The sequence below is a fragment of the Colwellia sp. BRX8-4 genome (genome assembly GCF_014077345.1).
Classification (GTDB): Bacteria; Pseudomonadota; Gammaproteobacteria; order Enterobacterales; family Alteromonadaceae; genus Colwellia_A.
Genome location: NZ_JACGVS010000021.1, coordinates 1 through 13,041 on the forward strand (window position 1 = coordinate 1; position 13,041 = coordinate 13,041).

The window sequence follows — 13,041 nt, forward strand, 5'->3', positions numbered from 1 at the left end:
AGATGATGGATTAGGTTCATTAGATGATGACGATGATGTTATTCATTTAGATGATGATCTAGATGACTTGGACGGACTCGATGATTTAGATGATTTAGAAGACATATCACTTGATAGCGACGAGTTAGAAGGTGGTGAGTTAGACCAAAGCGACTTAGATTCCTTACTTTCAGGTCTTGATGACGATGATGACGACGTTCCAGCGGATAAAGACCAAATTAATAACAATGAAAGTAAAGAAGAGCTGCCAGGCGAAGCATTAGAAGGTGGTGAATTAGATCAAGATTTATTGAATGACTTATTAAACGACATTGGCGACGAAGACGACGATAGTGCTTTAGAGGCAATTGAATCTGTACATGAAGAAGCTGCAACAGAACTAACCGACCCAGACGACATCGATGCACTAATGGATTCAATGGCCACCGCAGCGCCAAAACCTGAGCCAGAACCCGTAGACGATGCAGTTGATGATAGTACTGCTGAGCTAACCGACCCCGATGACATCGATGCACTGATGGATTCAATGGCCGCCGCAGCACCAAAACCTGAGTCTGAACCTGAGCCAGTAGAAGATGCTTCGGCTGAGTTAACCGACCCCGATGATATCGATGCACTGATGGATTCAATGGCCGCCGCAGCGCCAAAACCTGAGCCAGAACCAGTAGAAGATGCTTCTGCTGAGTTAACCGACCCTGATGATATCGATGCACTGATGGATTCAATGGCCGCCGCAGCGCCAAAATCTGAACTAGAGCCAGTAGAAGATGCTTCGGCTGAGTTAACCGACCCTGATGATATCGATGCACTGATGGATTCAATGGCCGCCGCAGCGCCAAAATCTGAGCCTGAGCCAGTAGAAGATGCTTCGGCTGAGTTAACCGACCCCGATGATATCGATGCACTGATGGATTCAATGGCCGCCGCAGCGCCAAAACCTGAACCTGAGCCAGTAGAAGATGCTTCGGCTGAGTTAACCGACCCTGATGATATCGATGCACTGATGGATTCAATGGCCACCGCAGCGCCAAAATCTGAACCAGAGCCAGTAGAAGATGCTTCGGCTGAGTTAACCGACCCTGATGATATCGATGCACTGATGGATTCAATGGCCGCCGCAGCGCCAAAACCTGAACCTGAGCCAGTAGAAGATGCTTCGGCTGAGTTAACCGACCCCGATGATATCGATGCACTGATGGATTCAATGGCCACCGCAGCGCCAAAACCTGAGCCTGAGCCAGTAGAAGATGCTTCGGCTGAGCTAACCGACCCCGATGATATCGATGCACTGATGGATTCAATGGCCGCCGCAGCGCCAAAACCAGAGCCTGAGCTAGAACCAGAGCCAGTAGAGGATGCAACTGATAATAGCACTGCAGAGTTAACTGACCCAGACGACATCGACGCACTTATGGATTCAATGGTTAAAGAAAGTGCCGTTGCTGAATTAAATGAACAAGCTGAAAATTTTGAAATATCAGATCCTGATGACATCGACGCCTTGCTAGATTCAATGTCAGCCCCAGAGCAGATGACAAAACCTATCACTGCCGATGATATCATTGATCCTCTTGATGAAATGGCTGCTGATAACTTAGATGAAAATATAGCGTTAACTGACCCTGATGATATTGATAGTTTATTAGGTGATATTCAGGGTGATGAAACTGCAGATGACACTGAGACTACAGAAGATGAAAATAAAGCGCTTATCGATAATTTTACCAATGAATACGTAGCGCCATTTTTATCGGTAGATTTTAGTGAGCTACTTAAAGATGACACCGAAGAATTAGTTGATGATACTCATGCAAGCCATGACGAAAGTATAAACGAAAAAAATAGCAATAAAAATAATGACTTGTCAGATGATTTAGACATAGATGCACTTTTAGCTGAGGTGGCTGAGGGTGACAACTCAAACGCTGATGATTTAGATATTGGTGACGATATACTTATTGATGGACAAGTTAATGAACTAGCGGCAGAAGAAGCAACTGATTATACCGATAGTGATGTATTAGCTGATTTATTAGCCGATGAAAACACCTCTGACGATGATGACAATAGTGAGATTGATGAGATTGAAGCACTCGATAATGTTGACTTTGATGACTTGTTGGCAAACATAGCAGAAGAAAATCAGACAACACTTTCAGATGATCTCGACTTTTCAACTGACTTCAATGCTGATGACATTGACTTAGACGCTACTGATACCGATGATGAGATTAACATTGAAGGCGACAGCGAAGATGATTTCGATGTTGACTTAGATGATGTGTTAGATATTGGTGATGACCTCGATAGTGATAATAATTTAAATGTTGATTTTGACAATGATGATGAAGATGATTTTGTCTCTGTTGACTCTTTATTATCAGATAGTTTAAGCGACACAGAAGACGAAGAGCCCTACAATAAAACTGACTTTAATGTCGGGCTTAATGAGTTCCCTGAGTTTTCTGGTGATAACGCCGCAGAAGAAGAAGATGATAACGGTATTGCAGCTAAATTAGATTTAGCGAAAGTTTATATTGAAATAGGAGATAACGAAAACGCCGAAGTAATATTACAAGATGTAGTAGCAAAGGGCGATGCCCAGCAACAATTTGATGCTCAGCAACTACTTGATAATATTAGCTAATCAAGAGACGTTATTTCATTCTATAAAAGCCACTATTGTGGCTTTTTTTATATAATAGAATTTTTTATATAAAAGAATTTTTTATATAATAGAAATAGGCGCAATAATAGAAAACGCCGAAGTAATATTACAAGACGTAGTAGCAAAGGGCGATGCCCAGCAACAATTTGATGCTCAGCAACTACTTGATAATATTAGCTAATCAAGAGACGTTATTTCATTCTATAAAAGCCACTGTTGTGGCTTTTTTTATATAAAAGAATTTTTTATATAATAGAAATAGGCGCAATAATAGAAAACGCCGAAGTAATATTACAAGATGTAGTAGCAAAGGGCGATGCTCAGCAACTGCCCAATTATATGAGTTAATCAATCACAATTACTTTAGCTTTTATAAAAGCCATTATTGGGGTTTTTTTATATAATCAAAGAACCTGATTGGCATAAACCCTAAAATATTGGATAATGCGCGCATTATAATCGGGAGTTATTGATGCGTTACGCTTTAGGTATTGAATACGATGGAAGCCGTTATCACGGTTGGCAACGACAAAAAAATGCGGTCAGTGTTCAGCAAAATGTAGAAAAAGCTTTATCAAAAATTGCTGATGAAAAAATTGAAGTTATTTGTGCGGGCAGAACTGATACGGGTGTTAGTGCGACCAACCAAGTTATTCACTTTGAAACAGACAAAGTGCGTAAAGATGTTGCTTGGACACTGGGCGTAAATACCAATCTACCTAGTGATATTGCTGTGTCTTGGGTGAAGCAAGTTGACGACAGTTTTCATGCTCGATTTAGCGCCACAGCACGTCGTTATCGCTATGTTATTAATAACAATCGTTTAAGATCTGCAATTTTAAGCCAAGGAATAACCTGCTGTCATTATCCACTTGATGAAAAATTAATGCATCAAGCGGCACAGTCTTTATTGGGTAAACATGACTTTACTTCCTTTCGCACCGTTCATTGTCAGTCGCATTCTCCAGTTAGAACATTGATTCATTGCAATGTTTCACGCCAAGGTGATTTTGTTATTATTGATGTTAAAGGCAATGCTTTTTTACATCATATGGTGAGAAATATTGCGGGTAGTTTAATGCGTATAGGCCAACAATTAGAAACAGTAGCGTGGTTGGGGGAAGTTCTTGAAGCTAAAAATCGTTGTGTAGCTGGCATGATGGCATCTGCTGCAGGTTTGTATTTTGTTGGTGTTGACTACCCACAAGAGTTCAATATTCCAAAACCTCCGCTGGGGCCACTGTTTTTACTTTAAGATAAATAGTGACAGAATGAGTAATTACAAACTGCTAATTCCAACAAAACAGACCAGTTTTTTGTATTCATAGTAGGGCTAAATGTGCTTTAATTGTCGGTTATAGTTAGATTAATTCAAAAAATTAACAATTTGCTGATAGGTTTGAAACCAATATTGGCAAGTTTTCCTATGTTCCCATGGACATATTAGGTAAAAGAAGGCAAAAATAAATTATGAGCTGGATAGAAAAAATTCTCCCAAAAGCAAAAACCACCCAAAAACGTAATATCCCTGAAGGCGTTTGGAGCAAGTGTACTTCTTGTAATGCAGTACTTTATAAAGCAGAACTCGATAGATTATTATCTGTTTGTCCAAAATGTGATCACCATATGCGTATTTCAGCACGCAAACGTATTGATTGCTTTTTAGATGCAAATAATCGCGCTGAATTAGGTGAAGAGTTTGAAGCACAGGATATTTTAAAGTTCAAAGATTCAAAACGTTATAAAGACCGCTTAAGCGCTGCACAAAAAAGTACCGGTGAAAAAGATGCACTGGTTGTGATGAAAGGTGAACTTAATGGTATGCCTATCGTTGCTGCTGCGTTTGAGTTTGCTTTTCTAGGTGGTTCAATGGCATCAGTTGTTGGCGCTCGTTTTGTTAAAGGTGTTGAATACTGCCTTGAGCATAACCTACCACTTGTTTGTTTTTCTGCAAGTGGCGGAGCACGTATGCAAGAAGCATTATTTTCATTAATGCAAATGGCAAAAACGAGTGCAGCATTAGCGAAAATGAGCGAAAAAGGTTTACCTTACGTTTCGGTATTAACTGACCCTACGATGGGCGGCGTATCTGCAAGTTTAGCTATGCTCGGCGATATTAACGTTGCAGAGCCTAAAGCGTTAATTGGCTTTGCGGGTCCACGTGTTATTGAACAAACTGTTCGAGAGAAGTTACCTGAAGGTTTTCAGCGTAGTGAATTTTTAAAAGAAAAGGGTGCTATTGATATTATTGTTGACCGACGTGAAATGCGTAGTACGCTTTCTCGTATGTTAGCTAAATTCATGGGACATCCAAGCCTTAACGCTTCTTAACTAACGCTTCACAACAACACTATGCCAACAAACAACAAAAGCCATTTTGCTAGTAAGTCTCTAGCTCAATGGCTTTCTTATTTAGAAACAATACATTTAACTGAGATCGACTTGGGGCTCACACGCATTTCGCATGTGGCTAAGCGATTAAATATTGATTTCAGTTTTGCCCAAGTGATCACGGTTGCAGGAACTAATGGTAAAGGCACTACCTGTGCTTTTATTGAAAATGCTTTGCTCGGTGATGATAAAACAGTGGCGGTTTATTCTTCACCACATATTGAAAAGTTCAATGAACGCTTACGTATTAATAATATTGACGTTGACAGTCAATCATTAATCAACGCCTTTGAGCAAATAGAGCAACAGCGTGGTGATATTTCACTAACCTATTATGAATACACAACATTAGCCGCATTTTTAGTTTTAATGGAAAGAAAACCTGCTTTTATTATTTTGGAAGTAGGTTTAGGTGGGCGTTTAGATGCCACAAACTTAATTGACGCTGATATTGCCGTCATAACCACGATAGACTTAGACCATCAAGCGTACCTAGGTGATAATCGCGAAAGTATCGGCTTTGAAAAAGCGGGTATCATGCGTGCGAATCAAAAAGTTGTTATTGGTGATACCGATTGTCCTATATCTGTACTTGCCCATGCTAAAAAACTTAAAGCCGTGGTCAGTCTGCGAGGCGATGATTTCTCTATTGAACAGCACAAAGTACCCACTTGTCACTCCTTGTGGTGTTGGACATTTGGCGAGTACCAAATCAATGGTTTAAATAAGCCTTTTATACCTCAAGATAATGCAGCAACGGCACTAACGGTATTGGCTTTACTTAATGATTGTTCTGTTGTTTTTAATACTGAAAGTGTAAATGCCTTAATAAACCAAACAAAAGTTGCCGGTCGAACTGAGCTTATCAGTAAAAAATCGTTAAACAGTCCTGTGCTACTTGATGTTGGTCATAATCCTCAAGCAGCACGTTATTTAGTTGAGTATTTAAAGTCGCAAAAGTATGACAAGCTTTATGCGGTTACCGGTATGTTAAAAGACAAAGATATTGCTAACACCTTTGGACCATTATCTGCACTGGTTGATCAATGGTATTTAGGCAGTTTATCTATGCCTCGTGGAGCTACTGCAAAGGAATTAGCCGAAAAATTGTTATTAAATGAAGATTCAGCTAATTGTTTTGACAATATCACTGAGGCATTTAGAATGGCTAACAAAAATTCAACAGCAACAGATTTGATCTTAGTGTTTGGATCATTTTACACCGTAGCTGAAGTCCGACGTTTATTGCTGTAGTTTTTATTAACTGCAGCCTGGGAGTTCCATTTGTCTACACCTTTTCAAAACCGCTTAGTTGGCACCATTATTGTGGCTGCGGTTGCTATTATTATTTTGCCAGACTTACTAGACGGTAATAAAAAGACCTATCAAGATGAGTTTGAACAAATTCCACCTCCGCCTAAGGTCGAGTTTGTTAAGAGCACACCAAGCTTTCCTGAAGATAAAATTGTTATAAATACTGACGAAATACTGAGTGATGAAGCGGCATTAGATGACGATGTCTCTTCGACTGAACAAGCAATAAAAGATACGGCTGAAACAGAGAGTGACCCGGGTTTAAATAACGCTGTGGCGACGAAAGAAGACGATAAAGCGTTAACTGAGCAAGCAGTAGATAATATTTTGCCAGAAAAATCAGTGTTGCAACAAGCATGGGTAGTACAGCTGGGTAGTTTTCGTCATAAAAAAAATGTTGCACAATTATTACTCAAGCTTAAAGATAATGGTTATACCGCTTTCACAAAACCGATAAAAACAAAAAACGGCCCATTAATTAAAGTTTTCATTGGTCCTGAACTGATCAAAAACTCATTGATAAAAAAAATCCCAGCATTGAAAAAATTAACCGGTGTTGAAGGTAAAATTGCTCGTTTTTACCCAACAAAATAATAAGTTATAACCACTGCCCAATAATACGGTGTAAAAAGTAGTTAAGCACTTTCAATGGCAATGGCTATTTTAAATAAAACATTGGTAAAATAAGGGGCGTTTCTGTTAGAATGCGCGCCTTATTATGCTGGTAAATATTCATTGGTAACGATTAATTTATGGTTTGGATAGACTATGCCATTTTGGCAATTGTAGGCATTTCAACATTAATTAGCTTGGTTCGCGGCTTTGTCAAAGAAGCAGTTTCGCTAGTTATCTGGATCAGTGCCTTCTTTATTGCCAGCCACTTCTATGTAAATCTTGCTAGTTTATTGACAAACATTTCCGATCAAGTCCTACGTAATGCCGCGGCAATTGCTATTCTTTTTATTACCACGTTAATTCTTGGCGCTATGGTAAATTATCTTATTGGTCAATTGGTCAGTAAAACAGGCTTGTCTGGAACCGATCGCCTGCTAGGGCTAGTTTTTGGTGCATTACGTGGCGTGTTAGTTACCAGCGCATTATTATTCTTTATGGATGCATTTACGCCAGCGTCATCAACCGCATGGTGGGCAAGTTCTCAACTCATCCCCGAGTTTACACTCATTGTTGAATGGTTTTTCGAATACCTAAAGAATTCATCAAGCTTTTTGAAATAACGTTATTTTAGTGCCATGAAAATGGGGCTGATGTTCATTAGTATAATTTTTATTTACTTAGCGTTTATGTTATTAAAACGCCCTTAAACTTAGTTCTGTGGAGAATAAACGCATGTGTGGTATTGTTGGCATTGTTGGTAAAACATCGGTAGGTCAAGCATTATATGACGGATTAACTGTACTTCAACATCGTGGTCAAGACGCTGCTGGTATTGTGACTATTCACAACAATACCTTTAGACTACGTAAAGGAAATGGTTTAGTAAAAGACGTGTTTCATACGCGTCATATGTTGCGATTACAAGGTAACATGGGTATTGGTCATATTAGATACCCAACCGCAGGTACTTCAAGTTCTTCAGAAGCTCAGCCATTTTATGCCAATGCTCCTTTTGGTATTTCTCTTGCACACAATGGTAATTTAACCAACGCTATTGAATTAAAAGAGTGGTTATTTAATGTCGCACGTCGTCATGTAAATACCACATCTGATTCTGAATTGTTACTCAACATTCTCGGTCATGAATTACAATTGACTGAAAATTTGAAATTAACACCTGATGATATTTTTACTGCAATATCTAATGTACATGAGCGTATTCGTGGTGCCTATGCAACGGTTGCTTTGATTATTGGCCATGGCATGGTGGCGTTTCGTGATCCTAATGGCATCCGTCCTCTAGTATTTGGTAAGCGTGAAACGGCTACGGGTATCGAGTATATGATTGCTTCTGAGTCGGTAGCGCTTGATGCAAACGACTTTGAATTTGTCCGTGATGTTGCGCCTGGCGAAGCTATTTATTTCACTGAAGATGGACAAATTCATAGCCAGCAATGTGCAAAGAACCCAACATACAACCCGTGTATTTTTGAATATGTTTATTTTGCGCGTCCTGATTCAGCGATTGATAAAATTTCTGTTTACGGCTCTCGTGTTGAAATGGGCAAAAAATTGGGTGATAAAATAGCAAAAGAATGGGAAGACGTAGAGATCGACGTTGTTATCCCTATTCCAGAAACATCATGTGATACTGCTTTAGAAATTGCTCGACACCTTGGCATCCCATACCGTCAAGGTTTTGTGAAAAACCGCTATATTGGCCGTACCTTTATTATGCCGGGTCAAGAGCAGCGTAAGAAATCAGTTCGCCGTAAACTTAATGCGATAACAACAGAGTTTGCTGGTAAAAATGTATTGTTAGTCGATGACTCTATTGTAAGGGGTACTACTTCTGGACAAATCATTGAAATGGCTCGCTCTGCGGGGGCAAAAAATGTTTATTTTGCCTCAGCCGCTCCAGAAATTCGTTTTCCTAATGTTTATGGTATTGATATGCCAAGTGCCAATGAGCTCATTGCTCATGGCCGTGAATTAGACGATATTTGCCAATTAATTGGTGCAGATAAACTTATTTTTCAAACCTTGGAAGATTTAGTTAGTGCTGTGGGCAGTGTAAACCCTGAAATCAAACAATTCGAGACATCTGTGTTCGATGGTCAATATATAACTAAAGACATTACTCAGGGCTATTTAGAGCGTTTAGATGCGATGAGAAATAATGAGAATAAAGAAGACTCAGATAAAAATGCTGATTCAATTATCGATATGCACAATGAAGGTGCTGAATAGCATCAGGCTTGTCTAAACGACAGTATAGAAAAATAAAGTAAAATAAAAACCCGCTTAGTTTATCACTAAGCGGGTTTTTTTATCATCAAATCCTAAAGATACATACTTATAATAAAAGCGTTAAGATATATGTTCTGAGCCAAAGCCCATACCTAACATAATAGCGCTAAATGCCATTAAAGAGACTAAAAGAACTAACCCGCAAGTAACTACAGAGCTTGAATAAATAAAGCCTTTTTCTTCTGGAATATTCATCATGATGGGTACGCCAGAGTAAAGTAAATATACAGAATAACAAAGTGCGGCTAGTCCCGCTAAAGCAACAAACCATAAAACAGGAAATAATGCAGTTACGCCAACCATTAATAACGGTGTTGCTGTGTAAGCGGCTAATTCTAAAGACTGGGTAAAATCTGGCTTAGCATCAAAAGTTTTTGCCATCCATTGAATTAAAAAAGCTAAACCAATAACACCAAAGATTAAACCAAAATACATGCCGACAGACATGGTCATTGCGCTTGCCTGAGTTAATTTTATTGGATCACCTACGCCTATTGTCCAACCAATATGAGCGGCGGCAAAATAACTACAAATGGCAGGTATTAACGCTATGGTTAAAATATGAACCATGCTGTACATTAAGCTTTCGTGGCGCCTTTCAATTGTGTGCCACTCTTTCTTAGGGTCAGTATACAATCCCCATATATGATTTAATATCATAATAAAATCCTCTCGCTGTCCCCAAAATTACATTTATTGCTTTTTATTTTTTATTAATAAATGTCTGTGTCGATCAATGTTTTTATTATTGATAGCTTATTTATGTAAGATGGCGAAGCTTTCGTCAAGAGATGAATAGCAATTAAGCTAAATTAAATGCAAATAACTTCTTTTTATACCGAAAATAACAAATGTTTATATAGTGATATATTATTTTGTTCTTTCAAAGAAAAGTGTGGGCTATTAAAAATGTCAGTTTTAATGGAAAATCAGGCGACTTTTATTCTAACAATATTCATGACTTCTATCTCAAAGCCAGCAATCATTTCAGTGCTTGTGTAATAGGTCATATTCACTTGTTGTTTGCTAAGCGATTTATAAGCTTTTTTCCGCTTATATTTGAATGGAACATCACAGCCTTTTATCATTACCGTATTAATAAACCACTCATCTTGTTCGCGTTGAACATGAGAGACGACAGTAACATTTTCACTATGAACAAGTTTGTCATGTTTTTTTAAGAGACTGTTTACTGTTTTCTTTTTCATCTTTATTACCTTGAAGAGACGTTGTAATGCTCGGACCTAAAAGAGCAGCGCCATTGATATTGGCTTTTTATTAAGAAGACAAACTATTCTAAACTTTATTATATCTTTTCGCAAAATAGTCAATTAAGACAGTACATCATTAAAGTATTAGCCTAGTAAGGGGGGATATTAGCTAACTTATTAGGAGATTTTTTTTAAATTTAGCTATACTAGCTACTCTTAAGTTTGTATAACTCATCGTAATAGGGTGTTTGCAGTAATGAGCAAATCAATTCTTTTCCATACTATTTATCCACATAAAACCAGTAAAGTATGGGTTGTTTTTGTCCATGGTGCTGGCGGTAGTTCGGCAATTTGGTTTCGTCAGATCAGAGATTATCAAAAAACTTATAATGTGCTCTTACTTGATCTTCGTGGCCACGGAAAGTCCAGCCATCTGGTACAAACCTTTGTTGATAGTAATTACTCCTTTAATAAAGTCTCTGAAGATATCATCGATGTTTTAGATCACAACAATATTACATGTGCACATTTTGTTGGCATTTCTTTAGGAACTATTATCATTCGCAACATAGCTGAAATTGCGCCTCAATATGTATCAAGTATGGTTCTAGGTGGCGCTATTACTCGTTTTAATGCTCGTAGTAATATTTTGGTTTATTTAGGAAATACCTTTAAGCATTTTCTACCATATATGTGGTTGTATCGCTTATTTGCTTTTATTATGATGCCGAAAAAGCGCCATAAGGAATCTCGACACTTATTTGTTCGTGAAGCTAAACGTTTGTGCCAGAAAGAATTTATTCGTTGGTTTAAGTTAGCGATGGACGTGAACCCCTTGATGCGTTATTTCAAAGAGAAAGAAATTGATATACCTATCCTTTATATTATGGGCAAGGAAGACCATATGTTTTTGGGACCTGTAATGGAAATGGTTAAGCAACATAAAAACAGTTTATTACACACCATTCATAAATGTGGTCATGTCTGCAATGTTGAGAACCCAGAACTCTTTAATCAACATTCGTTAGAGTTTATCGCTCAACAACACTAATTTTATAAGATATATAACCCTTGAGAACAAAGTTATGTTTGTTCTTTTATCAATATTAGTCAATAGCGGTTAAATAAAGCTGGTTTGGTTACGACCGTTGTCCTTTGATTTATACATGGCTACATCTGCTCTTTTGAGAAATAAACCAACATCATCTGGCTTAGTTAATTGGGTGGCTCCCATGCTTACGGTGATCTTTACCTTTTTATTATCAATAATAAGAAAAGCATTATCAACAGCCGCGCGGATGCGCTCAGCAACAATTAAAGCGAAGTCGATGTTGGTAGCGGGAAGAATGAACGCAAACTCTTCGCCGCCAATTCGCCCCATCAGATCATTCTCTCTCAGTGCCAATTGGCTTACGTTGCAAATAATTTTTAAGACTTCATCGCCAACCGAATGACCATAGGTATCATTAAATACTTTAAAATAATCTACATCTAACATTAATAAACACAGTGGAAATTGATAACGATGGGATCGCTCTAATTCAAGCTGCAAAGATTTCATAAAGGCACGTCTGTTAGCAATGCCAACTAACTCATCCGTTGTCGCCATTTTTTTTAATTTATTAATGTCTTGTTCTATATGGTTAGCCATTTTATTTAAATTTTTGCTCAGTGAGCCAATTTCATTTTTTACGATGACCTTGCTACGTGCTTGGTAATTTCCTTCAGCTATATTTTGTGCATCGTGAACCAGTGAAAATATAGGCAGAACAATCTTATTTCTGACATAAAAAGTGATAATTAACGCCATAAGTGTTGAAATAACCAATAATAAAATGACGTACCATAAATATTTTTTTTGCTTAATGTTAAACTCATCAGCCTCGACAATTAACCTAGTCTCCACAGCATCGATAAATTTTTGAATAGGTTGCATAATGGCAATTTTTTCTTGCTGGTATTGAGGTGAAAATAATAGCTTAATAGCAAAAGCCCTATCAGGCTCTCCTTTAAGGGTAAACGTACCTTTACCATCATTGTAGAGTCCTTTCATTAACGCAAAAGCCTGTTTTTCGATAGTCATTAAATTATCTGAGCGGTTTTGGGACTGTTGCAGTAGTAATAACTCACTTTCTGTAAAGCCCATATTTCCCATAAGAGTCTTTAATGGGACTTGTATGCCTAATTTATCTGAAGTAAACCGTTCTGGTGTAAGTGACGTATACCAGTAAGTGGGAGGGTATTTTTTTGGTCGAGGAGAATCTCCGTTACGTATTGCAATGATGTCAAAATAATACTCTTTATAAATCTCATCCCCGGTAACCACATAGGTGCGTGCCATACGTGTTAGGTCATCTGAACTTTGGCGTAGCTCATTAGCAATGGTTAGCGAATATATATGGCGCTTTTCATCTTTAATTGCTCGCAGATCAAAAATACCAATAATATGAAAGAAAACATAACCCCACATGCTTAATATGACGATAAAGCATAAAAAACCGATTTTATTGCCAGTGGAAATATTCATCTGTA

At 38.1% G+C, this 13,041-nt stretch carries 11 protein-coding genes; 8 read left to right on the forward strand and 3 right to left on the reverse strand.

All coding sequences use genetic code 11. The annotated features are described in order from the left end of the window. From H4J56_RS15670 to purF, 7 genes are all read left to right on the forward strand, one after another. On the forward strand, nucleotides 1–2,647 hold a 2,647-nt coding region (locus tag H4J56_RS15670), incomplete at its 5' end, for a FimV/HubP family polar landmark protein (protein WP_310733844.1). A gap of 493 nt (nucleotides 2,648–3,140) precedes the next feature. Then, nucleotides 3,141–3,923 (forward strand): tRNA pseudouridine(38-40) synthase TruA, encoded by a 783-nt coding sequence (gene truA, locus H4J56_RS15675; RefSeq protein ID WP_070374283.1) that lies wholly within the window; start codon nucleotides 3,141–3,143, stop codon nucleotides 3,921–3,923. Nucleotides 3,924–4,138: 215 nt separating this feature from the next. After that, nucleotides 4,139–4,999, forward strand: coding sequence for an acetyl-CoA carboxylase, carboxyltransferase subunit beta (gene accD, locus H4J56_RS15680; protein WP_182213995.1), 861 nt, complete (start codon nucleotides 4,139–4,141; stop codon nucleotides 4,997–4,999). A gap of 21 nt (nucleotides 5,000–5,020) precedes the next feature. Further along, nucleotides 5,021–6,313: a bifunctional tetrahydrofolate synthase/dihydrofolate synthase gene (gene folC / locus H4J56_RS15685; RefSeq protein ID WP_182259584.1), complete on the forward strand. Its 1,293-nt coding sequence runs from the start codon at nucleotides 5,021–5,023 to the stop codon at nucleotides 6,311–6,313. A 30-nt stretch (nucleotides 6,314–6,343) separates the two neighbouring features. After that, nucleotides 6,344–6,967, forward strand: coding sequence for an SPOR domain-containing protein (locus H4J56_RS15690; protein WP_182244855.1), 624 nt, complete (start codon nucleotides 6,344–6,346; stop codon nucleotides 6,965–6,967). Nucleotides 6,968–7,125: 158 nt separating this feature from the next. After that, the gene (locus H4J56_RS15695; protein ID WP_182213989.1) at nucleotides 7,126–7,608 is read left to right on the forward strand and encodes a CvpA family protein; all 483 of its coding nucleotides are present in this window, start codon (nucleotides 7,126–7,128) and stop codon (nucleotides 7,606–7,608) included. Between the two features lie 112 nt (nucleotides 7,609–7,720). Beyond that, nucleotides 7,721–9,238 carry an amidophosphoribosyltransferase gene (gene purF, locus H4J56_RS15700; RefSeq protein WP_182213987.1) on the forward strand — a complete coding sequence of 506 codons (1,518 nt, stop codon included), beginning with the start codon at nucleotides 7,721–7,723 and terminating at the stop codon, nucleotides 9,236–9,238. Between the two features lie 120 nt (nucleotides 9,239–9,358). On the opposite strand, the gene H4J56_RS15705 is transcribed toward purF, so the two are convergent. After that, on the reverse strand, nucleotides 9,359–9,958 hold the full coding sequence (locus tag H4J56_RS15705) for a Yip1 family protein (protein ID WP_182176549.1): 600 nt from the start codon (nucleotides 9,956–9,958) through the stop codon (nucleotides 9,359–9,361). Nucleotides 9,959–10,227: 269 nt separating this feature from the next. Next, on the reverse strand, nucleotides 10,228–10,506 hold the full coding sequence (locus tag H4J56_RS15710) for a hypothetical protein (protein ID WP_182222180.1): 279 nt from the start codon (nucleotides 10,504–10,506) through the stop codon (nucleotides 10,228–10,230). Nucleotides 10,507–10,765: 259 nt separating this feature from the next. Between H4J56_RS15710 and H4J56_RS15715 the strand changes: the two genes are divergently transcribed. Beyond that, nucleotides 10,766–11,560, forward strand: a complete 795-nt coding sequence (locus H4J56_RS15715; protein WP_182213984.1) for an alpha/beta fold hydrolase — start codon at nucleotides 10,766–10,768, stop codon at nucleotides 11,558–11,560. Between the two features lie 69 nt (nucleotides 11,561–11,629). Here H4J56_RS15715 and H4J56_RS15720 read toward each other — a convergent pair whose 3' ends face one another. Continuing rightward, nucleotides 11,630–13,036 (reverse strand): diguanylate cyclase, encoded by a 1,407-nt coding sequence (locus H4J56_RS15720; RefSeq protein ID WP_182259585.1) that lies wholly within the window; start codon nucleotides 13,034–13,036, stop codon nucleotides 11,630–11,632. Nucleotides 13,037–13,041: the final 5 nt, after the last annotated feature.